The sequence below is a fragment of the Bailinhaonella thermotolerans genome (assembly GCF_003594875.1).
In the GTDB taxonomy this organism is placed as follows: Bacteria; Actinomycetota; Actinomycetes; order Streptosporangiales; family Streptosporangiaceae; genus Bailinhaonella; species Bailinhaonella thermotolerans.
In genome coordinates, this window is record NZ_QZEY01000001.1 from 276,018 (window position 1) to 301,246 (window position 25,229).

At 75.8% G+C, this 25,229-nt stretch carries 19 protein-coding genes; 10 read left to right on the forward strand and 9 right to left on the reverse strand.

Annotation, left to right across the window (positions count from 1 at the left end):
* Positions 1-128 precede the first annotated feature (128 nt).
* Complete coding sequence (locus D5H75_RS01300; protein ID WP_119925157.1) at positions 129-1,109, forward strand: MBL fold metallo-hydrolase; 981 nt, start codon at positions 129-131, stop codon at positions 1,107-1,109.
* A 105-nt stretch (positions 1,110-1,214) separates the two neighbouring features.
* On the opposite strand, the gene D5H75_RS01305 is transcribed toward D5H75_RS01300, so the two are convergent.
* Entirely contained in the window at positions 1,215-1,994 is a 780-nt protein-coding gene (locus tag D5H75_RS01305; protein WP_119924448.1) for a hypothetical protein, read from the reverse strand.
* Positions 1,991-2,527 carry a SigE family RNA polymerase sigma factor gene (locus D5H75_RS01310; protein WP_119924449.1) on the reverse strand — a complete coding sequence of 179 codons (537 nt, stop codon included), beginning with the start codon at positions 2,525-2,527 and terminating at the stop codon, positions 1,991-1,993. The genes D5H75_RS01305 and D5H75_RS01310 overlap by 4 nt, the downstream gene beginning before the upstream one ends.
* A 606-nt stretch (positions 2,528-3,133) precedes the next feature.
* Between D5H75_RS01310 and D5H75_RS01315 the strand changes: the two genes are divergently transcribed.
* Positions 3,134-3,514 carry a hypothetical protein gene (locus tag D5H75_RS01315; protein ID WP_147425031.1) on the forward strand — a complete coding sequence of 127 codons (381 nt, stop codon included), beginning with the start codon at positions 3,134-3,136 and terminating at the stop codon, positions 3,512-3,514.
* Between the two features lie 91 nt (positions 3,515-3,605).
* Here D5H75_RS01315 and D5H75_RS01320 read toward each other — a convergent pair whose 3' ends face one another.
* Positions 3,606-4,607 carry an STM4015 family protein gene (locus D5H75_RS01320; RefSeq protein ID WP_242453927.1) on the reverse strand — a complete coding sequence of 334 codons (1,002 nt, stop codon included), beginning with the start codon at positions 4,605-4,607 and terminating at the stop codon, positions 3,606-3,608.
* Between the two features lie 111 nt (positions 4,608-4,718).
* Positions 4,719-5,153 carry a hypothetical protein gene (locus D5H75_RS01325; protein WP_119924451.1) on the reverse strand — a complete coding sequence of 145 codons (435 nt, stop codon included), beginning with the start codon at positions 5,151-5,153 and terminating at the stop codon, positions 4,719-4,721.
* A gap of 93 nt (positions 5,154-5,246) precedes the next feature.
* Here D5H75_RS01325 and D5H75_RS01330 point away from each other — a divergent pair, with 93 nt between their 5' ends.
* Entirely contained in the window at positions 5,247-5,720 is a 474-nt protein-coding gene (locus tag D5H75_RS01330) for a MarR family winged helix-turn-helix transcriptional regulator (RefSeq protein WP_119924452.1), read from the forward strand.
* A gap of 109 nt (positions 5,721-5,829) precedes the next feature.
* On the opposite strand, the gene D5H75_RS01340 is transcribed toward D5H75_RS01330, so the two are convergent.
* Together D5H75_RS01340 and D5H75_RS01345 are read right to left on the reverse strand one after the other, a co-directional pair.
* Positions 5,830-6,228 carry a MerR family DNA-binding transcriptional regulator gene (locus tag D5H75_RS01340; RefSeq protein WP_242453928.1) on the reverse strand — a complete coding sequence of 133 codons (399 nt, stop codon included), beginning with the start codon at positions 6,226-6,228 and terminating at the stop codon, positions 5,830-5,832.
* Positions 6,228-7,463, reverse strand: coding sequence for an MFS transporter (locus D5H75_RS01345; protein ID WP_119924453.1), 1,236 nt, complete (start codon positions 7,461-7,463; stop codon positions 6,228-6,230). The genes D5H75_RS01340 and D5H75_RS01345 overlap by 1 nt, the downstream gene beginning before the upstream one ends.
* 200 nt (positions 7,464-7,663) lie before the next feature.
* Between D5H75_RS01345 and D5H75_RS01350 the strand changes: the two genes are divergently transcribed.
* The 4 genes from D5H75_RS01350 (at position 7,664) to D5H75_RS01365 (ending at position 13,778) form a co-directional block, all read left to right on the forward strand.
* A complete protein-coding gene (locus D5H75_RS01350) occupies positions 7,664-8,908 on the forward strand; it encodes a cytochrome P450 (protein ID WP_119924454.1) in 1,245 nt (414 codons plus the stop codon).
* A gap of 262 nt (positions 8,909-9,170) precedes the next feature.
* The gene (locus tag D5H75_RS01355; protein WP_119924455.1) at positions 9,171-10,868 is read left to right on the forward strand and encodes a cation:proton antiporter; all 1,698 of its coding nucleotides are present in this window, start codon (positions 9,171-9,173) and stop codon (positions 10,866-10,868) included.
* A gap of 59 nt (positions 10,869-10,927) precedes the next feature.
* Complete coding sequence (locus D5H75_RS01360) at positions 10,928-12,922, forward strand: HEAT repeat domain-containing protein (RefSeq protein ID WP_119924456.1); 1,995 nt, start codon at positions 10,928-10,930, stop codon at positions 12,920-12,922.
* Between the two features lie 64 nt (positions 12,923-12,986).
* Positions 12,987-13,778: an alpha/beta fold hydrolase gene (locus D5H75_RS01365; protein WP_242453929.1), complete on the forward strand. Its 792-nt coding sequence runs from the start codon at positions 12,987-12,989 to the stop codon at positions 13,776-13,778.
* A gap of 199 nt (positions 13,779-13,977) precedes the next feature.
* On the opposite strand, the gene D5H75_RS01370 is transcribed toward D5H75_RS01365, so the two are convergent.
* Together D5H75_RS01370 and D5H75_RS01375 are read right to left on the reverse strand one after the other, a co-directional pair.
* Positions 13,978-20,166 carry a type I polyketide synthase gene (locus D5H75_RS01370; RefSeq protein ID WP_119924458.1) on the reverse strand — a complete coding sequence of 2,063 codons (6,189 nt, stop codon included), beginning with the start codon at positions 20,164-20,166 and terminating at the stop codon, positions 13,978-13,980.
* 150 nt (positions 20,167-20,316) lie between these two features.
* Positions 20,317-21,498 (reverse strand): geranylgeranyl reductase family protein, encoded by a 1,182-nt coding sequence (locus D5H75_RS01375; protein WP_119924459.1) that lies wholly within the window; start codon positions 21,496-21,498, stop codon positions 20,317-20,319.
* Positions 21,499-21,827: 329 nt separating this feature from the next.
* On the opposite strand from D5H75_RS01375, the gene D5H75_RS01380 reads away from it, so the two are divergent.
* The 3 genes from D5H75_RS01380 to D5H75_RS01390 all read left to right on the forward strand — a co-directional run bounded on the left by D5H75_RS01380 (position 21,828) and on the right by D5H75_RS01390 (position 23,860).
* Positions 21,828-22,151: a WGxxGxxG family protein gene (locus D5H75_RS01380; protein ID WP_202637717.1), complete on the forward strand. Its 324-nt coding sequence runs from the start codon at positions 21,828-21,830 to the stop codon at positions 22,149-22,151.
* Positions 22,152-22,796: 645 nt separating this feature from the next.
* Positions 22,797-23,027, forward strand: a complete 231-nt coding sequence (locus tag D5H75_RS40765) for a hypothetical protein (protein WP_147425032.1) — start codon at positions 22,797-22,799, stop codon at positions 23,025-23,027.
* 299 nt (positions 23,028-23,326) lie between these two features.
* On the forward strand, positions 23,327-23,860 hold the full coding sequence (locus D5H75_RS01390) for a VanZ family protein (RefSeq protein WP_202637718.1): 534 nt from the start codon (positions 23,327-23,329) through the stop codon (positions 23,858-23,860).
* 99 nt (positions 23,861-23,959) lie between these two features.
* Here the strand turns inward: D5H75_RS01390 and D5H75_RS01395 are convergent, their stop codons facing one another.
* Entirely contained in the window at positions 23,960-25,228 is a 1,269-nt protein-coding gene (locus D5H75_RS01395; protein ID WP_119924461.1) for a cytosine permease, read from the reverse strand.
* Position 25,229 lies beyond the last annotated feature (1 nt).

The following is a 25,229-nucleotide window of genomic DNA, read 5'->3' on the forward strand; positions in this document are numbered from 1 at the left end:
GCCCTCCCCCATCGCCCGGCCGGGCCGGAAATCCGGGTGTGGCGGGGGCGGGGCGGGGTTACGATCATGAGCGATCCGCCGTGGCGGGCCGGGGGCCGGCCGCGGCCGGCGATGGGAGGGCGTTCTCGATGACCGGGCTCGCGGAGCAGCGGCGTGACCGGCCCGGCCTCCTGGAGCGCGGGCACCCCTTCCGGCAGTGGAAGACCTGGCGGATCCCGGGGACCGGGCTGACCCTCACCGGGTACTCCCGCGCGAACGACAAGACGTTCTTCCACATCCCGGAGCTGCGGTGCTGCCTGGACGCCGGGCTGTGCGAGGGGCGGCGGGCCGACACCGTCTTCCTGACCCACACCCACCACGACCACTCCAAGGACCTCGACTTCCTGGCGTCCAACCCGTCCGGCGTGGACATCTACCTGCCGGCCGAGGCGGTGCCGTACGCCGAGTCCTATCTGCGCGCCTCCGCCGAGCTGAACCACGGGCCGGGCTTCGACCCCGCCCGGGCCGGGGGCCACCGGCTGCACGGCGTACGCCAGGGCGAGGAGTTCCGGTTCGGCCGCCGCGGGCACCACGTGCGGGTGGTGGAGTGCCGGCACAAGGTGCCCTGCGTGGGATACGCCTTCTCCGAACGGCGCAAGGCGCTGCGGCCGGAGTTCGAGGAGCTGCGGCGGTCCCTGGCCGGCGAGGGCCGGGACGGGGAGTTCGGCCGGATCGTCGCCCGCGCGCGCGAGGAGGGGGCCGAGGTCGAGACCGAGGTGCGCAAACCCCTGTTCGCCTTCCTCGGGGACACGCACGTGGACGTGTTCGCGCGCAACCCCTGGCTGTTCGACTACCCGGTGATCATCACCGAGTGCACCTTCCTGGACGACGCCGAGATGGACCGCGCGAACCGGGTCGGGCACACGGTGTGGAGCCGGCTCAGGCCGGTGGTCGAGGCGCACCCGCGGACCCTGTTCGTCCTGACGCACTTCAGCCTGCGCCACTCGGACCGGGAGGTCGTGGCGTTCTTCCGGCGGGAGTGGGAGAGATCCGGGGACCCGGGCAACGTCGTGCCGTGGGCGCACCCGGAGAGCCACCTGCCCGAGCAGCACCAGCCCACCAGATCTTGACCGAACGCCGGCACCGGTCCCGCCGCCGGCGCTCAGCGCCCCCTCGCGCCCAGGGTACGGCGGCGCCATCGGCCGCTCCCCCGCGGAGAGCGGCCGATGATCAGATCAGCTCGCCGGCCACGTCTTCGACTCGCCGGCGGCGTCGACCGTCGTGATGGCGCGCAACCGGCGACCCGCGTCCGCCCGCAGCGCGAACCAGCGATCCTTGAGCCCGGCCACCTGGATCAGCCCCGGGTCACTGCTCCCGTCCCTCCACTGGTAGGTGATGCGCCGCACGTCCGGGGAGACGTGGCCGACGACCACCCGGCCGGACACCAGGTCCCCGGGCAGGTCGTAGGCCACGTACCCCGGCCGCTCCCCGCCCGCCTGCTCCAGGCCGCTCACCACGACCGTCCGCCTGCCGTCGCCCACCCGGGTGGCGACGACGGAGAACCACACGTCGCCGGGCCGTACGGGATCGCTCTCACGGTCCCGCCACACGCCGTGCCGGACCATGCGCGCCTTCTGCTCGCGGATCTCGGCCGCGTTCCGGGGCGCGCCCCAGACCTCCACCGACAGACGCAGTTCCGAGGCGTTCGCGCCGTCACGCACAGTCGCCAGCGGGGTGACCCAGGGCGTGTAGACGTGCCGTCGCTCGGGTGACGGCGCGGTCTCGGCCGCCACCGGCTCGGGCCGGTCCATCAGCGCGCCGGCCCCGAACGTCCCCGCGACGCCCGTGAGGGCGAGCACGGTGACGGCGCCGGCCGCCCAGCGGCGCGCCCTGCGGCGCTTCCCGCCACGCACCACCGCCGCGTAGGGCGCCGCACCCGGCTCGATCCCGCCCGCCGCCTCCCGCAGCAGCAGCGTGACGTCCTGGTCGTCCATGTCACGGTCCTCGATCGTCATCTCCGCCCTCCGCTGGTCACCATCGCCGCCAGCCCCGGGATCGCCCGCAGCTTCGCGATGCCCTTGGCCGTGTTGCTCTTGACCGCGCCGACCGAGCAGCCCATGGCCTCGGCGGCCTGCGTCTCGGTCAGGTCCTCCCAGTAGCGCAGCACCACCGCCTCGCGCTGCCGCGCCGGCAGCCGGGCCAGGGCCCGCAGCAGCATCGAACGGTCCTCGGCCTGCGCCATGCGGTCGTCACGCTCCGGCTCGTCCCATTCCTGGACCTCGTCCCGTGCCCGCAGGTACTCCTTGAGCTTCCTGCGATGCCGGCGCGCGTGTGCGTTGATCAGAATGCGCCTCACATAGGCGTCCGGATCCCCGGCGGCGCTCACCCTGCGCCAAGACACGTAGGCCCGTTCCAGCGACGACTGCACGAGATCCTCGGCGGCGTGCCGTTCACCCGTCAGCAGGAACGCCGTACGCATCAGCCGCGGCCAGCGGCTCATCACAAACCCGTGGAACTCCTCGTCCAGGGCCTGCTTGCGGTCCCCCATGGACACCTCCTCACCCCGTAGAGTCCACCACCGCCCCAGACCGTTGCCCCGACCGGCGAATCCGGGGAACCGGCCTCGCGGGACCGGAGCTGGGCGCCGCCGGGGCCGCCGGGGAGCCGGTCCATCGGGGCGTCGAGCCGCCGCGCCGCCCCAGGGCCGGGAGACCGTACGACAGCGGTCAAGGCGCTCCTCATCCTGTGAAGGTCGGACCACCGGGGTCATCGGAGACGGGCGACCCGGCCGTCAGAGGCCACGGTGCGGCCGGTCGTCGATCGCGCGCGGCCGGAGGGTGTTGAACGATCTACACCCCTGGGGTACGACGGGTGGGTGCCCTCGCACGTCGGCAACGGGAACCCGTCGGTCTGGCAGAGGCCGTGGGCCGTCGCGACCACCGTCATCTGCACGGTCGTGGCCACTGTTTGCACGGCTGCGAGCCTCTACTTCGGCGCGGCCTCCCACTACGCCGATGAGCGAAGAGAACGGGCGTCGGAGGCGGCGGCCCGGCGCCCGCCCGGCGCTGGCGCTCAGCCCCCGCCCGGCGCGGGTGCTCGGCCCTCTCCGAGCGACGGGCAGCGGAGCGAGCCCACGCCTGCGCCGTCCCTGATCGTGACGACGACGGCTGAACCGCCGCCCCACTTCACCGGCGACTGGACGGGTCCGGTGGAGTACGGCCGCCCCTCGGGCGCCGACCCCCTCCCGCCGGATCTGGCCACGCTGCTGGAGTCCTCGATCCACCTGAGCATCCACAAGAGACCCGCGGGTGCGGGGCGGCTGTCGGGCACGCTGACGATCTCGCCCGAACGATGCTCCTTCGATCTCGCGCTCGTGCGGGCCACGCCGAACGAGATCGTCGTGAGAGAGGTCGCGCCGGGGAAGGGCACCTGCCCGGCGGCGAGCACGCTGACCGTGCAAGCCCAGGTGGACGGCACCCTGCGCATCCCCTTCGCGGAGGCCCTCACCGCCACCCTGAGAAGGCGCTCCGGCTAGCCGCCTCCGGGCCGCCGGCCGCCGTACTCCCGGGCGTGCCAGCGGGTGCACGGTTGCGGCGGCCCGGGTGCTGTCCCGCGCTGGCCGGGGGTCAGCCGGAGACCGCCACGTGATGGGTGGAGTCGGGGCCGGGAGATCGCCGCTCGTTGAGGTTCACCTCGACGCCGGGGAGGGCTTGGCGCACTCGGTCCATCATGGGGCCGGTCAGGTAGTGGTGGGCGAGGTCGAGGTGGGTGAGGTGGGTCAGCGGGTGGCCGCTGAGCAGGGACTCGGCGCCCCGGTCGGTCAGGGTGCCGAGGCCGAGACCGAGGGTCCGCAGGCGGGGCACGACAGGGGCGGTGACCACGGCGGCCGCCATCTCGTCCTGGATCTCGCTGTTGCGGACCCCGAGGTGGCGCAGCGCCGGCAGCCGGTCGCCGCGCAGCACGCCGCTCAGGTCCTCCGGAGTGGCGCCGCCGCCGTACCAGGCTCGGCCCAGCCACAGGTCCAGGTGCTCCAGGGCGGGGAGGTCGCTCTCGCCCACCGCCCTGACGATCTCGGGTGACAGTCCGCCTGACTCGAAGCGCAGCATGCGCAGCGACTCGTGCCGCACCGGACGGAACCGCAGGCCGCCTTCGCCGCCGTGGCGCGGGCCGTTCCCGCGCACGTCCAGCCGCTCCAGTGCCGGGAACGCCTCCAGCAGGGGCGTGACGTCGCCGTGCCGGATCCAGGAGATCCGGACGTGCTCGCTCTCGGACGCCAGGAAGATCGACCGCAGTCCCGGGAGCTCCGCGGCGTGCTCGGCGAGCTGCTCCACCACGACCTCCGATCCGGTGTCCTGCCCCCACTCCTGGACCAGGATCGCGCGGACCCGTCCCGTGTCCACGGTCAGCAGGAAACGCCGGAGGTGCTCGGCGAAGTCCTCGTCGTCATAGGTCCACAACCGCCACGCCGTCCCGGCAGCGTCCAGGTCCCCGGCCTCGTCGTCGTCCACGTGCTGGAGGTCGACGATCGGCAGTCCGGTGTAGGTGTCGGCGAGCCAGTACCGGTCGTGGTAGACCCCCATGTCCACGACGCTCCCCCGCGCGCCGTCACGCCCCTCTCCGTCGTCCATGTCTCCCCCGCCCCCTCGGCTCACCGGTCGGCCTACGTCCTACCAGAGATCTCCGACACTCTCGGGCTCGCGGGGGGTGATCCAGGTGTACGGCGGGGCGGCCGTGCGCGATCAGCCGGTGGGCCGGGGCGTGGGCGGCGGGGCGTCGCCGCGGGAGGGGGCGGGGCGGCGGGCGTGGTGGAGGGCGATGGCGGTCAGGGCGGCGATGGCCACCAGGTCGAAGCCGGCTCCCAGGGCGGTGAAGGGGGTGCCCGCGGCCAGGGTCATGAGGACGAGGAAGGCGGTCTTGGTGGCGACGGCGGTGAGGGCGGCCGGGATCCGGGCGGCGGGGTGGAAGGCGGCCCAGATCAGGGCCGCGCCCAGGGCGGCCTGCAGGACGCCGCGGTGCTGGAGCAGGGCCAGGTGCACGGCGTCGGCCGGTGCCGCGGCGCCGTACGCGGACTCCAGGGTGCCCGGGGCGGCCAGGGCCACGACCGGGGTGGCGGTGATGACCCCGAGGAGCACGAGGGTGACGCGGACGGCGCGTTCGGAGCGGGTGGTCTCCATGACGACCTCATCTTCAGCTCGACTGAATATCAGTGGTGCTGACGTTCAGCCTAGAGGATTTCTCCGCCGGGTAAAGGGCCTAGATTGTGGGACATGGGGAGTTCGGAGGAGCGGATTCAGGGCCACACCGGCTACCTGCTGGCGAAACTGGGGTCCGCCGCCGCGGCCCGGTTCGAGCGGGCGCTCGAACCCCTGGGGCTGAGGCCGCGGCACGTGATGGTGCTGCAGGAGATCCGCGCCGCCGCGCTGTCCCAGCAGGACCTGTGCGCGATCATCGGGATGGACCGCACGACCATGGTGGCGGTCCTCGACGAGCTGGAGCGGCGCGGGTACGCCCAGCGCGAGCGCAGCGCCGCCGACCGGCGCAAGCACGTCGTCGCGCCCACCCCGGAGGGCGAGGCCGCGTTCCGGGAGGCGGCCGGCCTCATGCGCGCGGCCGAGCGGGAGTTCCTGGCCCCGCTCGACGAGGCCCAGCGCGACCAGCTCCACCACCTCGTCTCCCTGCTGTACGCCCCGGGCGCGGCGACCCCGGCGCCGGCCGCGCCGGACGCGGGTCCCGCCCGCTGACGAGGCTCGCACCGCGCGGGCCCGCGCCAGGGGCCGAGCGCCCGGCCGCGGCGACGGGCGGACTCCGGGGCGCGGCGGCGGGCGGGCGCCGGGACGGGCTCCGGGTCGGTCATCCCCCGCCGGGCGGCCGCGCCGGCCCTCGGCCCTCCAGCAGCTCGGCCAGGCGATCGGTCTCGGCCGCCAGGCGTTCGCGCACCTCGGTCAGGGCGGCGATGCGCGCGTCGAGCGCGCCGAGGCGCTCGGAGTAGGTCCGGAGCAGGGCCACGCAGTCCTTCGGCGGCTCGGGCTCCCCCGTGCCCAGGCAGTGGACGAACCGGAGCACGTCCTCGGAGGTCAGCCCGGCGTGCAGGAGCCGGGCGATGTCGCGCACCAGGAGCACGGCGCCCTCGTCGTACACCCGGTAGCCGTTGTGGTCGCGCCGGGCGTTGATCAGGCCCTGCTCCTCGTAGTAGCGCAGGGCGCGCGTGGAGACCCCCGCGCAGCGCGCCACCTCGCCGATCCGCATCATCAGCTCTCCCTCCCGCGCCGGCCGGACAGCGCCGCCGTGCCGAACAACGCCAGTGAGACCAGCACGCATCCCGCCGCGGCCGCGGGCACGGCCGCCGGGCCGTACGCCCGCAGCACCAGGCCGCCCAGGCCGCCGGCGAGCGAGAAGCCGAGGAACATGGCGCTGTTGTTCAGCGCGAGCAACTGGTTGGCGGCGGCCTGGCCGTCCCCGCGGCCGAGCAGCCAGGCCTGGGTCGCGGGCGCGATCCCCCAGGTGGCCAGGCCGTACAGCACCACGACCAGCGCGACGACGGGAATCGGGTAGGGGCCGCCCGCCACGCCGAGGGCCGCCATGAGGAGGGGCGCGGCGAGCACGCCGCACAGCAGGACGATCAGCGCGGGCAGGGCGCCCAGCCCGTCCACCAGCCGGCCGCCGATGAGGGCGCCGACGATCCCGGCCAGGCCCACGGCGGTGATGAGCGGGGCGACGGCGGAGCCGCGGACGCCGCCGAGCATGCCGACGATCTCGGTGATGTAGACGTAGGACATCATGCCGCCCGCGCCGCTGGGGATCATCGCCAGCAGGGCCGCCGCCGTGGCCGGGCGGCGCAGGGGCGCCAGGTGGTCCCTGAGCCGGGACCGCTCCCCGCCGGGCAGCGGCGGCAGGGTCCGCAGCACGCCGAGCCCGGCCACGAGGGCGATGCCGGCGACGTAGAGCATCGTGGCCCGCCAGCCCAGTTCCCCGCCGATCCACGTGCCCGCGGGCACCCCCGCCACCAGGGAGGTGGTCAGCCCGGCCCCCACGATCGCGAGGTACCTGCCCTGGCGGCCTTCGGGGGCGGCCATGGCCGCGATGGCGAAGGCGGCGGGGGACGCGGCCGCGGCGGCCAGCCCGGCGGCGATCCGGGCCGCCAGCAGCGGGCCGTACGCCGGGGCCAGGGCGGCCGCGAGGTTGGCGAGGACGAACACGGCGGTCGCCCCGATGAGCACCCGCCGCCGGGGCAGCCGGGCGGTCAGGAGGGCGGCGGCCGGAGCCCCCAGCGCGTACGTCAGGGCGAACGCGGTCACGAGCTGGCCGCCCACGGCGACCGGGACGTCCAGGTCCCGGGAGAGGTCCGGGAGGATGCCCGCGATGATCAGGTCGTCGGTGCCGAAGGAGAAGGCCAGGAGGAACAGGCTCAGCAGCCACGGCGGCAGCGGCGTGCCGCTCCTCTGTCTGGTGCCCGGAGACGCCGGGCGGGTGCTGTGCGCGGTCATGGCGCGACGCTAGGGGCTTGACGCCAGCGGCAAGGTCAAGCGCGCCGGCCCCCGACCGGGCGCGGCGGGCAGGGGTGGTTGGCGCGGGGGTGACAGGAGTCGCACTTCCGTCGCCACAGACCACCACTCGCATTCCGGGAATGTTCTGACATGTCGGTGTAAAGAAGTCCCGGATCTCCGGGTGTGCTCGGGAGGCGACCGTGACGGGTGCCCATGGGAACGGCGATCGGCTGACCGGCGACCGGTGCCTGCGGCTGCGGCGGGAGAAGCCGGTGTCCCGCGTCTCACTGCCCGACGGAACCCCCGGATGGCTCGTGACCAGGCACTCCGCGGTGCGGGAGGTGCTGTCGGACTCCGGCGCCTTCAGCCGGGCGGCGGCGTTCGAGGCGGACGGGCCCCGGCTCGGCGTGCTCCAGATCCCGCCGGAGTCGATGTTCCTCATGGACCCGCCGGAGCACACCCGGCTGCGCCGGATCCTGTCGCCGGCCTTCACCGCGCGGTCCGTCGAGCGCCTGCGCGGCCCGATCGAGGCCCTGGTGGACGAGCTGATCGCCGCGATGCGGGAGCAGGGGCCGCCCGCGGACTTCGTGGCGGACTTCGCCCTGCCCCTGCCGATCATGGTCATCTCCGAGCTGCTCGGCGTGCCCCTGGCGGACCGGCACGACGTGCGCCGCTGGTCGGAGACGATGGCCACCGTCGAGGGCCGCCCGATCGAGGAGACCCGTCAGGCGTACGCCGACATGCATGAGTACCTGCGGCGCCTGGTCGACGCCAAGCGCGGCGCCCCCCGGGCCGACCTCATCGGCGACCTGATCGCCGCCCAGGAGGACGAGGACCGGCTGACCGAGGGCGAGCTCATCGACTTCGCGATGACCGTGCTCATCGCCGGGCACGAGACCACCGCGAACCAGCTCGCCAACATCCTCATCGTCCTGCTCCGCGACCCGGCCCGCCCCGAGCTCCTGCGCCGCCGCCCCGAGCTGATCCCCGCCGCCGTCGAGGAGCTGCTGCGCTACATCCGCCTCCTCGACCAGGACGCCCTCCTGGTACGGCGGGCCACCCGCGACGTCGAGCTCAGCGGTGTGCGCATCCGCGCCGGCGACCTCGTGATCCCCGACATCAGCTCCGCCAACCGCGACGAGCGCGCCTTCCCCCACTCCGCCCGCCTGGACCTGACCCGCGACCGCGCGCCCCACCTCGCCTTCGGCCACGGCGCCCACTACTGCCTGGGCGCACATCTGGCCCGCCTGGAACTCCAGACCGCCCTCGCCGGCCTCCTGGCCCGCCTGCCCGCCCTCCGCCTGGCCGTACGTGAGGCCGACATCCCCTGGCGCCACGGCACCGCCATCACCGGCCCCCGGACCCTCCCCATCACCTGGACCCCGGAGCCGGAGGGGGAGGCTCCCGCCGCGGCGGACGCGCACCCGCGTCCTTCCCCACGCTGACGGGCTCTCCGCGGCGCTGCGTCGCCGAGCCGGCGGCGCCTCCCGGCCCGGCACGCGGGCGGCGTCTTCCGGCCCGGCACGCGGGCGGCGTCTTCCGGCCCGGCACGCGGGCGGCGCCTCCCGGCCCGGCACGCGGGCGCACGCGCCCTCGATCGAGGCGCCCCTCCCCCGCCCCCACCTGACGCGCGCCTGGTGATCCCTTTCCGCGACCGCGCAGGCGGGAGGGGGAATCGGGGGTGGCGGGCGGGGAAGGGGGCGGAGGGTGGAGGGGACTTTCGTCGCCGTTGTGGGCGTGATCAGCATCGTGGTCATCGCGGCCGTGTCGCGGCGGGTGGGGGTCGCGGTGCCGCTGGCGCTCGTGGTCGTGGGGGCGGGGCTGGGGTTCCTGCCGGGCGCGCCGGCGATCGAGCTGGAGCCGGAGTGGGTGATCGCGGTGGTGCTGCCGCCGCTGCTGTACGCGGCGGCGGTGCAGATGCCGGCCATCGACTTCCGCCGCGACCTGCGGACCATCGCCGGGCTGGCCGTACTGCTGGTGGCGGTGACCGCGCTGGGCACCGGGTACCTGTTCGCGTGGCTGCTGCCGGGGCTGGGGCTGGCCGCCGCCTTCGCGCTCGGGGCCGTGGTCAGCCCGACCGACGCGGTCGCGGCCACCTCGATCGGCAGGCGGCTCGGCCTGCCCTCGCGGCTGATGACCATCCTGGAGGGCGAGGGCCTGGTCAACGACGCCTCCGCGCTGGTCCTGCTCGCGACGGCCACCGCGGCCATGTCCGGGACGGTCCACCCGGGGCGGGTCGGGCTGGAGTTCGTGTGGGCCGTCGCGGCGGCGGTCGTGATCGGGGCGGTCACCGGGGCGGTGACGGTGCGGATCCGGGGCCGGCTGAACGACGCCGTGCTCACCACGGCCATGTCCTTCGTGGTGCCGTTCCTGGCGTTCCTGCCCGCCGAGGAGATCGGGGCCTCCGGGGTGCTGGCGGTCGTGGTCTGCGGGCTGGTCAACGGCGACCAGAGCCCCCGCTTCCTGCGGGCCGCGGACCGCCTCGCCGAGACGGTGAACTGGCGCACGGTGGCGTTCCTGCTGGAGAGCGGGCTCTTCCTGGTCATGGGGCTGCAGTTGCACACGCTGCTCGACCAGTGCGCCGCCGCCGGGCTCAGCGCCGCCCACGGGGTCGCCATCGGCCTGGCCGCCTCGCTCCTGGCGATCGTGGCGCGGGTGCTGTTCGTGGTCCCGCTGGTCTCCCTGGTACGGCGCAACGCCGCCCGGGCCGCCTCGGTGGAGGAGTTCCTGCGCCGGGCGCGCGACCGGGTCTCCGAGGCGGATCTGCGGCGGCGGGCGCCCCGCCGCACCCGGCACATCCTGCGGCGGCTCACGCGCCTGGAGGGCGACGTCGCCTTCATGGTCGCCGAGAACTTCGGCTGGCGCGGCGGAGCCGTCCTGGCCTGGTCGGGGATGCGCGGCGCGATCACCGTCGCCGCCGCCCAGACCCTCCCGGAGGACACCCCCTACCGGCCCCAGCTCCTGCTCATCGCCTTCGTCGTCGCCCTCACCACGCTGCTGCTCCAGGGGCTCACCCTCCCCGCCGTGATCCGGATCCTGCGCGTCCCCGGCGACGACCCCGAGGCCGACCGCGCCGACTACGTCGCGCTGCTCGGCGACCTGAACGCCCGCGCGCGGGGCGTCCTGGACGACGCGGCGCGCCCCGACGGCACGCCGTACCCGCCGGGCATCGTCGAGCGCGTCCGCTCCGACTGGGTCCGCACCCCGCCCTCGGAGCCGCCGCCCGCCGACTCACCCGACCCCCGCGAGCTCTACCGGGAGCTGTCGGCGCGGTATCTCCAGGCCCAGCAGACCGAGCTCCTGGCCATCCGCGCCACCGGCGCCTACAACTCCCGCATCCTCACCCACGCCCAGCGCGCCCTGGACCGGGCCCTGGCCCAGCTCCAGAAGACCGACGGCGCCTGACCGGCCATCCGGCACGGCGGCGCCGCCCGCCCCGCGGCGGGCCCCGGTAACCTGCGCCCATGTTCGACGGTGTCGATGGGGTCGCCTGGCGGGAACTGGAGTACGCCTACTCGGGCGAGGCCGACATCCCCGGCCTGTTCCGGGCTCTGGCGGCCACCCCGGAGCAGGCCGCGGAGGCCGCCTCCGAGCTCGGGAACGAGCTCTACCACCAGGGCGGATTCGTGTGCTCGGCGGCGGTCGCGGCGCTGCCGTTCCTGCTGGAGGCCGGCGAGTCCGGGCGGCTGCCCCGCCGCAGCGACGTGCTGCACATCGTGAGGCTGCTGGCCGGGGAGGCGCGGCGCGTGGCCCCGCACCTGGTCGCGCCCGGCTGGGGCGAGGCGTGGGCCCGGGCCGTTCCCCGGCTCATCGCCCTGCTGGACGACGGCGACGACGGCGTCCGCCGGATGGCGGCCCTCGCGCTGGCCGAGACCACGGAGCGGGCCGACGAGGTCGCCGGCGCGCTGCTGGAGCGGTGGGCGGCGCAGGATGAGACCACCCGGCTGGAGATCGTGCTGGCGGCCGGCGAACTGGCCACCTCCCTGACCCCCGCCACCCTCCCGGAGACCCTGCTGTGGCTGCGCGACCTGACCTGCCACCGGGACGAGCCGGTGGCGCTGGCCGCCACCCTGGCCCTGGCGCGGGCCCTGCCCGGCCGCCCCGTCCCGGCCGGGCCGGTCATCGCCGGGCTGTCGGGCGACCTGACCGCCTGGGCCGCCGGGGAGCGCCTCCCCGGCGGCCCCGCCGCCCTCGTGCCCGCCGTGATCGGGCGGCTGGACGGGGACGTGGACGCCCGGCAGCGGATCTGCCTGGCCCTGCTGACCCACCCCGACCCCGCCCGCCGCCGCGGCGCCGCCCTCGCGGCCGCCGAGCTGCTGTCGATCTCCACCCGCCCGGTCCGGCTGCTTCCCGCGTTACGGGATCGCCTGGCCGACCCCGACACGCACACGCGGACCCTGGCGCTGCACCTGCTGGCAGCGCACGCCCGGCACACCCGCGAGGACGCCGAGGTGTTCGCGGCGCACCTGGACGAGCGGGACGAGCGCGCGGCCTCGTGGGCGCCCCGGATCGCCGACGTGGCCCTGTGGGGGGCGGCCTGGTCGGGCGACCGGCGATGCCTGCCCCGGCTGGCGGCCTGCGTCGCCGCCGGGCGGCCGGCGTTCCCGCTCGCGTCCGCGCACACCGGCAAGACCGGGTACCCGCTGTGGCCGCCCTCTCTGCCGCAGGTCCTGGAACCCTGTTCCGCCTGGGCGCCCGAACTCCTCCCGGTGATCACGCGGCGGCTCGGCCCCGGGACGGACCCGGACCTGGGACGAGCCCTGCTGCGGACTCTGCACGCCTGGGGGCCCGCCGCCGCGCCGGCCGTACCCTGGCTGATCGAGCTGCTCGGCGGGCGGCTGCGCCACTGGGCGGCCGACGCCCTCGGCGCCATCGGTCCCGGCGCGGCCGAGGCCGGGCCCGCCCTGCGGGCCCTGCTCCGCGACCCGGGGGCCGGCCTCGACCAGCCCTGGGCGCGCGGGCAGGCGGCGGTCGCGGTCCCGTGGGCGTACGCCCGGGTCACCGGGGACCCCGGCCCCGCCGTACGGGCCCTCGGCCCCCTCCTGGGCGAGTCCCACATCGCCGCCCGCCGCCTGGCCGGCCTGGGGTCCGCCGCCGCGGCCCACGTGCCGGTCCTGCGGCTGCTCGCCTCCTCCAGAGAGCCCTGGACCCGCGTGGAGGCCGCGCACGCCCTCATCCGCGTCACCGGGGACGCCGCCGAAGGCGTGGGCGCGCTCTTCGGCCCGATCGCCGATCTGCTCTCCGGCCGGGCCGCGCCCGTCGCCCAGGCCGCCGCCACCTATCTCGCGGATGGCGGCGACCTGCCCGCCGGATACCGGCGCGAGGTCCGCGCCGTGCTGACGTCGGGCCGCCGGCACAGCTGGGACGGCGGCTGGGCCGCGATCCACGACGACCTCCGCCTGCGCCACACCCTCCGGGGACTCCTCGGCCGTCCGCCCCGGCCGCGCTCCGCCGGGTGACGTCTCAGGACCGTACGCCACCCGGGGTTGACCTTGACCTTGGGACAGGGGGGACGGTGAAGGGGTGGATGATTCGTCTTTCTGGGCCGGGATGGTCCCGGTCGATGACAGCGCGCTGGCCGTGACCGACAGCGGCGGCGCGGGACCTTGCGTGATGTACCTCAACGGGCAGTTCGCCTCGCGGGCGTACTGGCGGCGCGTGATCGCCGAGCTCGGCGGGGACTTCCGGCACATCACCTACGACATGCGCGGCCGCGGCCGGTCGAGGCGTTCGGCCTCGGCGGCCTCGTTCGAGGCGCACGTCCGTGACGTGGGCGCCGTCCTGGCGGCGCGCGGCGTGGAGCGGCCGCTGCTGGCCGGCTGGTCGTACGGCGCGCCCGTCGCGCTGCACTGGGCCGCCCGGAACCCGGGCCGCGTGCTGGGGGTGGTGTGCGTGGACGGCGGGTACCCGTACGACTTCTCCTACGCCGAGGAGCGGATCCGGCGGCTGTGGCGCAGGTCGGCCCCGCTGCTGCCGCTGCTCGCCGTGCTGGGCATGGCCGGGAGGATGTCCGCCGATCAGCACGCCCAGAGCAACATCGAGCTCAGCGACGTGTGCGCCGCCCTCGGCCCGGTGCTGGACGAGGTGACCTGCCCGGTCCGGTACGTCGTGGCGACCGGCGGGAACCTCGGAGGCGGCCGGGACGAGATGGAGCGCATGCGCGCCACGCTCGGCCCGGTGCTGGCCCGCAACCCCAACGTCCGGATGAGCGCGAGGGTCGCGAGCAATCACAGCCGGATCCTGCGCGAGGACTTCCGCGCCGTCGCCGCCGCCGTCCGCGAGCTCGCCGCCGCCCGCGACCGCGACACCGGCTGACCGCGACACCGGCTGACCACGACACCGGCTGACCGCGACACCGGCTGACCACGACACCGGCTGACCGCGACACCGGACGACCACGACACCGGACGACCACGACACCGGACGACCACGACACCGGACGACCACGACACCGCACGGGCGGGACCCGGGCGGCGTCGCGGTCGCCGGGCCGTCCGTCTCCGCGCCCCGTCCCTCACCGCTCCTGGGCGAGCGCGTCGTCGAGGTGGGCGGCCAGGCGGGCGGCGGTGGGGTGGGCCCAGACGGCGGCGGGTGCCAGCGTCACGTCCAGGGCCTGGTGGAGCCGGTGCACCAGGGCGACGGCCAGGAGCGAGTCCAGGCCGATGTCGGTGAACATCGCGTTCGCGGGCACGGTGGCGGGATCGGCTCCGAGCAGGGCGGCCAGGGTGCGCACCACCACGTCCTGGACGAGCTGCGTCCTGGCGGGGCCCGGCGGGTGCGCGCGTACGGCGGAGGCGTCCGCGGGGACCTCCGGGCCGGCCGCCCCGCCGCCCAGCTCGGCCAGGAGCGGGGCCCGCCCGGCGGCCGGGAAGAGCCGGAACATGACCTCCGGCTGGTAGGTGAACACGCCGGTGTTGACCCTGCCGTGCCGCAGCAGCTCGCCCAGCGCGGCGAAGCCCTCCGCGGTCGCGATGGTGTCGAAGCCGCGCTCGGCGAAGTCCGTGGCCCGGCCGGCCTCGCCCCACGCCCCCCAGTCGACCGAGAGCGTGCGCAGCCCGCGCCGCTGCCGCCACTGGGCGAAGGCGTCCACCCAGGCCCCGGCCGCGGCGTAGTTGGCCTGCCCCGGATTGCCGAGCAGGGCCGCCATCGAGGAGAAGACGGCGAACCAGTCGAGGTCGGCGCCGACCGTGGCCTCGTGCAGGTTCAGGGCGCCGGCCACCTTCGGGTGCCACACGCGGGCCACCCGTTCGGGGGTGAGCGCGCTCAGCGGCGCGTCGTCGAGGACCACGGCCGTGTGCAGGACGCCGCGCAGGTCCTCTCCGGCGGCGGCGACCAGGCGGCGCGCGGTGGCCGGGTCGGCGATGTCCCCGCGGACCAGTTCCACCTCGCAGCCGCCGGCGCGGAGGGCGGCCACCGTCCGGCTCTCGCGCGCGCCGGGCTCGCCGCGCCCGCCGAGGACGACCCGCCCGGCCCCCGCCTCGGCCAGCCAGCGCGCCGCCTCCAGTCCCAGGCCGCGGGTGCCTCCGGTGACGACGTACGCGCCGCCGGGGCGCACCACGTCCTCGCGTTCGGGGGCCAGGACGCCGAGGCGCCGCCCGGGCTCGGGGAAGGTGAGCACGATCCTGCCGATGTGGTCGCCCGAGGCCAGCCGTTTGATCGCCGCGGGCGCCTCGGCCAGCGGGAACGCGGTGACGTCCGGCAGCGGGAGCCGCCCGGCGCCGATCTCGGCGATCGCCCGGCGCGCGGCTTCCCTGATGACCGCGGGCCGCTCGATCCCGATCAGGGCGATGTCGACGGCCGCGTACGTGTTCCCGCGCCGGAACGTGGACAGGTCCACCCGCGCGCCCTCGTACAGGTCGCGCTTGCCGATCTCCACGAAGCGGCCGCCCGGGGCGAGCAGCGTCAGCGAGGCGCGCATGGCGGCGCCGCTGAGCGAGTTGAGCACGACGTCCACGCCGCGCCCGCCGGTGACCCGCCGCACCTCGTCGGCGAAGCCGAGGCTCCGGGAGTCGAAGACGTGCTCGACGCCCTGCTCGCGCAGGTGATTCCGCTTCTCCTCGGTGCCGGCGGTGGCGATGACGGTGGCGCCGCGCAGCCGCGCGACCGCCAGGGCCGCCTGGCCGATCCCGCCGGCCGCCGAGTGGACGAGCACCGTCTCCCCTCCGGCGAGCCGCGCGACGTCGACCAGGCTGTGCCAGACGGTGCCGTACGTCGCGGCGACGGGGGCGAAGGCGGCCGGATCGGCGCCGGGCGGCAGCGGCAGGGCCAGGCCGGCGTGGACCAGGCAGTGCGAGGCGATGGAGCCGGTCCCGTGGGGCACCAGGGCGGTGATCCGGTCGCCGGGCCGCAGGTCCTCGACGCCGTCCCCGGCGGCGACCACCACGCCGGTGGCGTCGGAGCCGAGCTCGGGCGTGCTCCCGTTCTCCGACGGGTAGACGCCCAGGGCGATCATGACGTCCCGGAAGTGCACGGTGACCGCCTCCACGCGCATCAGCACCTGGCCGGGCCCCGGCTCGGGCGGCGGCTCGCCGGTGGCGACGAGCCGCACCCCGTCCAGGCCCTTCCCCGGCTCCGCGCGCAGCGCGTACTCCTCCCGCCCGGCGACGACCTCGACGACGCGCTCCGGCCGTACCGGGCGGGGACCCAGCGGGGCGGGCACCAGCCGGGCCACGTGCCGCCGCCCGGCGCGCCAGGCGACCTCGGTCTCGACGTCCCCGGCCAGGACCTCGGCGGCGATGCCGGCGTCGTCGTCGGCGTCCACCCAGCTCACGGCCGCCTCGGGCTGTTCGAAGGAGGCCACCCGCAGCAGTCCCCGCAGCGCGCAGGCGCCGGGGTCCACCGGGTCGTCCGCGAGGACCTGGCGGGCGAGCCGACTGGCCAGCCACAGGCGCGGCGAACCGCCCCGCCGCGCGCAGGCGCCCAGCAGCGCGACGACCTTGCTCACCCGGTCCAGGGCGTCCAGCCGGCCGGTGGCGCACCACACCACGGTCTCGGCGTCCGGATCGAGGTCGTTGTACGGCGTGCAGATGGTCACCGACTCGGCCCGGCCGGAGAGGGCCTTGGCCAGGCGTTCGGCGGTGTGGCCGGGGTCGCCGGGTTCGCCGATCACGGCGACGGGCCCGAGGGCGGGCCGATCCGCAGCGGGGGGAGCCTCCACCTCGCGCCAGGCGATCTCGACGAGCTTCCCGTTCAGCCGCTGGGCCCGCGAGCGCCTGGCGGCCCGGACGAAGCGCAGGCCCTCCAGCGCCCCCAGCCAGCGGCCGTCCTCGGCGTACAGGTCGGCGCGGCCGGTCGCGACGTCCTCGCCCTCCCGGCGGACCTCGGGGCGGACCCGGGCGATCAGGCGGGGATCGTCGGGCAGGACGATCGCCCCGACGCGCTCGGGCAGCCACGGCCTCCCCGGGCCCGGCTCGCCGTCGCCGTCGATCAGGCCGATGGCCGCCGACAGGACGCAGCCGTCGAGCAGGGCGGGGTGCACCCGGGGGGCGGCGGCGCGGATGACGGCCTCGTCCGGGACCCGCACGCGCGTCACGCCGTCCGCCGCCACCTCGGTGATCGAGTGGAAGGCGGGGCCGGTGTTCAGGCCCATGCGGGCGAGCGCGGCGTAGACCCGCGCGAGGTCCCGCGCGCCCCCTTCTGGCGGGGCCAGGGGCGGCCGGTCGCCGGGACCCTGTTCCGCCCGGGTGACGTGGGCCGAGGCGATGAGCTCCCAGGCCCCGCCCTGCCGCCGGGAGATCTCCACGCGCACCCGTTCGCCCACGTTCGCCGCGCTGACCTGGACCGGCACCCGGTCCGCGAGGGGCAGCAGGCGCTCGAAGCGCACGTCGGCGACGCGCGTCCGCCCGAGGGGGCACTCCAGCAGCTCGGCGGCGGCGGCCAGGACGAGTTCGACGTACGCCGCGCCGGGGACCACGGGGCTGTCGTGCAGGACGTGCTGCCCGAGCCAGGCGACCCGCTCCGTGCCCAGGTCGGCCTCCCACACGTGCCGGGTGCGGTCGTCGGCGTCCGGGTCGCGCACGGCCACGCGCTCGCCCAGCCACATGTGGCCGGCGCGGGCGCCGTTCCGGCCGGACGGCTCCCAGAACCGGGCGCGGTCGAAGGCCGTGGGCGGCAGTACGGCGGGCGCGCCGCCGCCGTTGACGGCGTCCAGGTCCACCGGGGCCCCGGCCAGGTGCAGGGCCGCCGCCGACGCGCACATCGCGGCGCGCGCGTCCCGGTCGCGCGCCAGGGACGGCGTGGTGATCACCGGCACGCGCAGGGCGGCGGCCGTCTCCTCGACCGCCGGAATCAGCAGCGGATGCGGCGAGACCTCCAGGAACAGCCGCCGCCCGTCCTCGATCAGGGCCCGGCAGGCCAGGTCGAAGCGCACGGGGTTGCGGAGGTTCGCGGTCCAGTAGGCGGCGTCGAAGACGAACGGCCGGCGCGGGTCCTCGCTGGTGGAGTAGAAGGGCACCTCGGGCGGCGCCCCGGCGAGCCAGGACATCCGCTCGGCGAGGTCGCCGAGGATCGGCTCGACCTGCGGGGAGTGCGCCGCGACCACCACCGAGATCCGCTTGCAGAGCACGCCGCGCTCCTGCCAGCGGGCCATCAGCTCCCGCACGGTCTCGGCGTGCCCGGCGACGACGGTGGAGGACGGCGCGGTGACCACCGCCACCGAGACCCCGTCCAGGCCGTCGATCTCGGCGGCGACCCGGTCGGCGGGCAGCGCCACGCTGACCATGCCGCCCCCGGCCACGCGCTGCAGCATCGCCGAGCGGATGACGATGGCGCGCATGCCGTCCTCGGGGGACAGCACGCCGGCGGCGACCGCGGCGGCGGCCTCGCCCATGGAGTGCCCGACCACGGCGGCGGGCCGTACCCCCCACCCTCGCCACATCGCGGTCAGCCCGGCCTGGACGGCGTACACCAGGGGCTGCACCTCGTCCATGCGGTCGCCGCACGCGCCCTCGGCGAGCCGGCGCCGCAGCGAGAACCCGGCCTCCGCGGTGACGATCGGGTCCAGGCGGTCGATCATCTCGGTGAAGGCCGGCTCGCGGCCGAGCAGGGTGCGCGCCATGCCCGGCCACTGGGAGCCGTGGCCGGAGAACACCCAGACCGGGTCGTCGGAGAGGACGGCCGTGCCGCGGACCGCGCGGTCGTCGTGCCGCTCGCCGGCCAGGGCCCGCAGCCCGGCCAGGAGGTCGTCCCGGCCGGCGGCCAGGACGCAGGCCCGGTGGGGCAGGTGGCTGCGCCGTACCGCGAGGGTGTGCGCGACGTCCTCCAGCGCGGGCTGGGCGGGCCCGGCCGCGTCCAGGCTCTCGGCGAGGCGGGCGCAGGTCCGGGTCAGGCCGCCGGGGGTGGCCGCCGACACGGCGTAGACGCGCGTCCGGGCGGGCGGGGCGGGGCGGGACCGCCGCGGGGCGCGGGGCGGCGGCTGCTCGACGATGACGTGCGCGTTGGCCCCGGTCACGCCGAAGGCGGACACGCCGGCGCGGCGGGGCCCGGCCGCGTCCTCCCAGGGGGTGGCCCGGGTGGGGACGAAGAAGCGGGTGCCGTCGGCCTTGACAGCGGGGTTCCAGCGCCGGAAGTGGAGGTTGGCGGGGATGAGCCCGGTGTGCGCCGCGGTCGCGGCCTTGATCAGCCCCAGCACGCCCGCCGCGCTCTCGGGGTGCCCGATGTTGGTCTTGAGGGAGCCCAGCGCGCAGGGGTCGCCGCCGGTCCCGTAGACGTCGTCGATGGCGGCGAACTCGATGGGGTCGCCCACCGGGGTGCCGGTGCCGTGCGTCTCGACGTAGCGGACGTCGCCGGGGGTCACGCCGGCGACCCGCAGCGCGGCGGCGAGGACGGCGCGCTGGGCGGCGCGAGAGGGCTGGGTGATGCCCTGGACCCGGCCGGCGTGGTTGATCGCGGTGCCGGTGATGAGCGCCAGGATCCGGTCGCCGTCCCGCAGGGCGTCGGGCAGCCGCTTGAGCACGACCATGCCGCAGCCCTCGCCCCGCACGAACCCGTCGGCGCTCGCGTCGAACGCCGCGCAGCGCCCCCGCGAGGACAGCGCCCCCGCCCGCGCGAACCCCACGTTGCCGGCCCACTCCAACTGGACGGTCACGCCGCCGGCCAGCGCCAGGTCGGCCTCGCCGTCGTGCAGCGAGCGGCAGGCCAGGTGGACGGCGACCAGGGAGGAGGCGCAGGCGGCGTCCACGGCCAGGGAGGGGCCGTTCACGTCCAGGAAGTAGGAGATGCGGCCGGGCGCGCCGGACGGGACGGCCGAGATGCCCTGGTAGATGTCGACCTCGGTGAGCTTGAACCGCTTGGCGTAGTCGGTGTTGGAGATGCCGACGAACAGGCCGGTCAGGCTGCCCTTGAGCGACCGGGGCGCGATGCCGGCGTTCTCCAGCGCCTCCCAGCCGGTCTCCATCAGCAGCCGGTGCTGGGGGTCCACGGAGGAGGCGTCCTTGGCGGGGATGCCGAAGAACGCCGGGTCGAACAGCTCGATCCCGTCCAGGAAGGCGCCGTTGCGCAGGGTCCCGCTGTCGGCCAGGTCGTGGGGGACGACGCGCTCGTGCTCCTCCCACCGGCGGCCCGGACCCGACCCGGCCACGGCGTCGCGTTCGTCCAGCAGCAGCCGCCACAGGCCGTCGGCGTCGGTCACGCCGCCGGGCGCCCGGCACGCGGTGCCCACGATGGCGACCGGCACCTGCCGCCGGGGGTTGTTCGACGAACTCAACTCGCGTGTCCTTCCACTGGAGGTTCTCGTGCGTGTGCGGCGGGTCCGCGCGGACCACCTTCGCCCGGGCCGGTTACGCCCGGATCGGTGTCGCCCGGACCGCCGCCGGCCGGACCGCCGCCGGCCCGACCGGGACCGGCCCGGCGCCGGTCAGGCCAGGCGGCCGAGCGCCCCGAGGGCCAGCCGGGCCGCGGGGCGGTGCAGGAGCGCGGGGATCGTGGTCTCGCCGTTGATGTACTGGTCGAACAGCCGCCAGACCGGCGGCACCCTGGTCAGCCCGCCGTGGATGAGGCCGGGCCGCCTGAGGAAGAGGTCCATGACCCGGCGGGAGGCGTCCAGCTCGGCCCCCAGCGTCGCGGTCACCGCGCGCGCGTAGTCGGCGCCGGCCCGCTCGGCCGCCGCGCCGTCGGCCGCCCCGGCGATCCGCGCGGCCGCGCGCCCGGCCATGACGCCGGAGCGCAGCGCGAACGAGATGCCCTCGCGCGACCAGGGGTCGCACAGCCCGGCCGCGTCGCCGGCCACGAGGACACGGCCGCGCGCCAGCGGCGAATCCGGGTGGCGGCACCGCGTCAGATGGCCGGTGTCGTGCAGCGGGGTCGCCCCGTCGAGCTCGTACCGGGCCAGGAAGTCCCGCATGTACGCCCGGGTGGCCTCGCCCTGTCCCCGGGCGGCCACGACCCCGGCGGTGCAGATGTCCCCCTTGGGGAACACCCAGCCGAACGATCCCGGCAGGGGCCCCCACTCGATCAGCATGCGGCCCCGCCACCGCGCCGCCGTATGGCGGGTGACCGGCACCTCCACCTCCAGCGCCAGGTCGGTCTGGGCGCAGCGCACCCCGACGTGCCGGGCGACCCTGCTGGCGCTGCCGTCGGCGCCGACCAGCGCCCGGGTGCGCACCGTGTCCCCGCCGGAGGTCCGTACGCTGATCAGCTCCTCATCGCGCAGCCCGGCCAGCCCCACGCCGTCGCGCACCTCGGCGCCGGCCCCGGCCGCGGCCTCGGTCAGCGCGGCGTCCAGCTCGGAGCGGAAGACCATCAGGATCGGCCGCTCCCCTGCCGAGGTGAGCGTCCGCTCCTTGCGGCCCACCCAGTTGAACGTGAAGGCGCGGGTGACGTCTCGCTCCTCGACCGCCAGGCCGGGGGGCAGCGCCGCCTGGGCGTGCCCGATGAGTCCCCCGCCGCAGGTCTTGTACCGCGGGATCGCGGCCCGTTCCAGGATCAGCGTGCGGCAGCCGGCCTCGGCCGCCACGCGGGCCGCGGACGCCCCCGCGGGCCCGGCCCCGACGACCACGACGTCCCACACCCTGCCGCCCCCGCCTCGCGCCGGACACATGGCGACCCCCTCTCCCCAGGCACGCCCATCATCGGCCGCTAACCCCCGGACGGCCCCGAAGACGACCTCCCCCTGACCCGCCCCTGACCATTCGCTGACGAACACGCCCCCCGCCGCCCCGCGCGATTCCGGCGCCGAGGCGGCGCTGGCGGGGGACCTCCGCCGGCGCTGATCGCCCCTTCCGCCCCGGGTCCCGGACAGGGCTCGCCCGGCCGGACCGGCGGGCTTGCGGAGTCTTGACCAGACGTTGACCGGCGCGGGGCGTCGCGCGCCGCCTCCCGGTTAGTAGTCCTGACGGCCCGATGGAGACGTCCGGGAGGAAGCTCGAAATGAGAAAGACCGCAGTGAGCATCGCGTTGGCAGGCGCGTTCATGGTGGGGCTGGGGCCGGCGTCGCTCGCCCACGCGGACGCCCCGGACCGCGCGGGCATCGTGACCGCCGATCCGACCGAGAGCCCGCAGCCCACCCGTGACAACGGGGACGGCGGCGGCAAGCACGGCCTGTGGGGCCTGCTCGGCCTGCTCGGCCTCCTCGGCCTGATGGGCCGCAAGAAGGGCCAGCACCAGGGCGGCGGCACCACCTACGGCCCGGGCACCCCGGGCTACGGCAGCACCCGGGACGGCGGCGTCAACGACCCGCGCAACCCGGGCTGACCCCGCGGCGAACACAGCAGAAAGGGCGGCGCCAGGCGCGCCGCCCTTTCCGCTGCCCCGGAACCGCCCCGCTCGCTCCCCCGCCAGGTCGGGCGTCCGTGGGCGCGTCATCGAGAAGCCACGCCAAGGGATGCGGCCCTCACCGGGCGCCGCCCTGACCGGCCGCCGCCGTCCCAGCCCCGCGCGGCCCGCCGTCACCTCCCCTGGCCTCACAGGCGGCCGGAGGCCCGACGCGCGGGCGAGGCCGGACGGGCGCCGAGGGCTTCGCGAAAAGCCCGATTCATCCGTACAAACAGTTCTGAATCCCATCAAGCAGGCCATTTCCTGCTCTAATGACTTCTGATCCGCCAAGAAGCTTTTTCAGCGGATATCGCGCGTGAATTCACACCGCGATTCGACCACCCTTTCCCGTGCGCAATACAACCGATCACAGCGGGTAGGCAGATGGCGTCGGACAACGCCACAGGAAGGCCGTTGAGAAGGGGAATCACGACCGGCGAAAGAGAGGATGAAATTGTGATGAGAATGAAGACCCATGGCGTGGGAGTGGCGGCCGCCGCCCTTCTTTCCGCTTCGAGCGCGGCTGTCGGCGTCTCGCCCGCCCATGGCACGGCCAATCACGTGTGTTTCGGGCACGACGCGGACGTGACGTGCTTGAAGCCCGCGCCGGGGTGCAATATCACGGCCGAGGGCACGCGCGATTTCACCAACGCCACCGCTCGCCGCGTCTGGATCTCCCACGGGTTCGGGTGCGAGGGCCCGAGGCTCCCGCTGTCCGCCGGCCAGTCGATGGTCCTGCCGCTGGACCGGTACTCCTACGCGGTCGAGAGCCCTCCGGGGAAGAAACCCGGCGGCGACGCCGGCGAGCGGGGCTAACCGCCGCACCCGCGGCGGACACCGCCCGCGGGACCGGTGGGACGGCCGGCCGTCGTGAGCCGGCCTCGTCCCGCCGCGGGCGGCGGCGTCGCCGCATCGGCTCCCCGCCCTTCCCTTCTCAGGACCCCTGTTCCCGCCACATCAGGCTCTCGTCCCGGCGGATCAGGCTCTCTCCGCCCCGCGACCCTCGATGGAATGGGCGCCGCCCGCGTGGGTAAAGGCAGGCCGACCGAGCAGCTCTTCCCTGAGCAGGAGTCCGGCACGCCGCGAGGCGGGTGAGCGAGGGAGGCGGGAGCGTTTTGTCGATCTTGAGCCGGAGCGCCGTCCGGTCGTCGCGGGAGGAGCGGCCGCCCGCGCGCGGAGGCGGGACGGGCAGGATCTCCCTGCGCTGGGTCCTCGGGCTGGTGGTCGCGCTGGCGGCCCTGGCGGTGTTCTTGTGGGTGCTGGCCCGGGTGCTGCTGACCCCGGTGCCGGGGGCCGAGGGCGAGGCCGCCGGCAACCTGGAGCCGGGGGCCAGCCTGCGTTTCTACCTTGACCGGCCCGGCGTGAGGGCGGCGTTGCTGCAGGTCGGCGGGAATCTGGTGCTGATGGCGCCGCTGGGGGTGATCCTGCCGCTGGTGGCCGAGCGGCTGCGCGGCCCGCTGCGCGTCGGGCTGGTGGCCGGGCTCCTGTCGCTGGCCGCCGAGGTCGCCCAGGGAGTCCTCGTCCTCGGCCGCGCGTTCGACGCCGACGACGTCATCCTCAACACCGCCGGCGCCGTCCTGGCCTACTTCCTGATCGGCCGCAGGCTCTCCCGCTGGTTCCACGCCAGGCGACGGCGCCCGGCCCGGTGAGACGCGCCGGGGAGGCCCGGAGGCGCCTTCCCGGACGCGGCGGAAGCGTCGTGGGGAAGGCGCCTGCGCGGGGCGCCGGACGCGGCGGCGCGGGACGCGCTACGCGGCGGTGCGCTCGCGTTCGCGGCGGGTGCTCGTCGCGAGGGCGGTGATGAGGGCGTAGAGGAGGCCCCCCGACACGAGGGAGTCGATCGACGGGATGTGGGTGAGCGAGAAGGTGCCGTACGCGGTGAGGTAGCCCACCCCGCACCCGCCCGCCCAGGCCAGGAAGGTGGGCAGCCGGACCGCCCCGCCGTACGCCAGCGCGGCCGTGTCGTAGCCGTGCCGACGGTAGCGGATGAAGTCGGCGATGATGATGCCCGCGACCGGCGGGGCCGCGATGCCGAGAAAGAGCAGGAAGTCCGGCAGCCACGCGGCGACGTCGAGACTGCCGAGCACGGCCGCGCCCGCGCCGAGCGCGATCGAGACCTGCCCCTTCCTGGCCCGGGGGAACAGCGACGACACGGCGAGCGTGCCCTGGAAGATGTTCCCCGCGTTCGCGGTGATCGCGGCGAACACCAGCAGCGCGACCGCCGGCAGCGCCGAGGAGATCATCGCCATGGCGTCGATGAGCGCGGCCTGGCCCGTCAGCGCCGCCGGTACGGCTCCCGCCAGGAACAGCAGCGGGTAGGCGACGCCGAAGGCGAGCACGCCGCCGGTCAGGGCCTGTCTGCGGCCGCGGGCGAAGCTGCCGAAGTCGGCGGAGGTCACGGCGAGCACGGTGCCGGTGCCCACGACCGACGAGACTGCCACGCCCCAGTCCATCGGGGACGACGGCGTGGCGAAGTCGCGCGCCGAGCTCAGGGAGACGTAGACGAGGTAGCCGAGCAGCAGCGCGATCACCGGGACGGCGAACTGCGCCACCTTGCCGAGGATCTCGAAGCCGAAGGCCGTCGCCGCCACGAACAGCACGCAGCCGAAGGCCACGAGCACGGGCAGCGGGACCTGCGCCCCGGTCAGCTCGGCGACCAGGCGCCGCGCCGCGGTGCCGAACCCGTTGGCGGTCACCGCGGCCCAGCCGAACACGCTCACGCCGAGCAGGGCGGTGATCGCCTTGGCCCCGGCGCGGCCGAAGGGGAAGCGCACGACGTCGTAGGTGGGCTGCCGGGCGTGCTCGCCGATCGCCAGGGTGAGCACCGCGACGATCATGAGGATCAGTGAACCGGCCAGCACCGAGGTGATCACGCTCGGGAACGGCAGGCCGCTGCCGAGCGTCGGCGAGGAGAGCACGACGGGCGTGATGATGATGCCCAGCAGGATCAGCGCGATCCGGTGGCCGGGCGCTCCCGACGCGGCCTCGGCCCGCTTGGCGGGAGTGTCGGCGGACATG

Excerpts from the sequence above, each read along its gene's own strand:
- D5H75_RS01395 (WP_119924461.1), bottom strand. The coding sequence starts at position 25,228 with ATGTCCGCCGACACTCCCGCCAAGCGGGCCGAGGCCGCGTCGGGAGCG.
- D5H75_RS01340 (WP_242453928.1), bottom strand. The coding sequence starts at position 6,228 with ATGATGCGGATCGGCGAGGTGGCGCGCTGCGCGGGGGTCTCCACGCGC.
- D5H75_RS01360 (WP_119924456.1), top strand. The coding sequence starts at position 10,928 with ATGTTCGACGGTGTCGATGGGGTCGCCTGGCGGGAACTGGAGTACGCC.
- D5H75_RS01330 (WP_119924452.1), top strand. The coding sequence starts at position 5,247 with ATGGGGAGTTCGGAGGAGCGGATTCAGGGCCACACCGGCTACCTGCTG.
- D5H75_RS01325 (WP_119924451.1), bottom strand. The coding sequence starts at position 5,153 with ATGGAGACCACCCGCTCCGAACGCGCCGTCCGCGTCACCCTCGTGCTC.
- D5H75_RS01380 (WP_202637717.1), top strand. The coding sequence starts at position 21,828 with ATGAGAAAGACCGCAGTGAGCATCGCGTTGGCAGGCGCGTTCATGGTG.
- D5H75_RS01300 (WP_119925157.1), top strand. The coding sequence starts at position 129 with ATGACCGGGCTCGCGGAGCAGCGGCGTGACCGGCCCGGCCTCCTGGAG.
- D5H75_RS01345 (WP_119924453.1), bottom strand. The coding sequence starts at position 7,463 with ATGACCGCGCACAGCACCCGCCCGGCGTCTCCGGGCACCAGACAGAGG.
- D5H75_RS01305 (WP_119924448.1), bottom strand. The coding sequence starts at position 1,994 with ATGACGATCGAGGACCGTGACATGGACGACCAGGACGTCACGCTGCTG.
- D5H75_RS01310 (WP_119924449.1), bottom strand. The coding sequence starts at position 2,527 with ATGGGGGACCGCAAGCAGGCCCTGGACGAGGAGTTCCACGGGTTTGTG.
- D5H75_RS01320 (WP_242453927.1), bottom strand. The coding sequence starts at position 4,607 with ATGGACGACGGAGAGGGGCGTGACGGCGCGCGGGGGAGCGTCGTGGAC.
- D5H75_RS01375 (WP_119924459.1), bottom strand. The coding sequence starts at position 21,498 with ATGTGTCCGGCGCGAGGCGGGGGCGGCAGGGTGTGGGACGTCGTGGTC.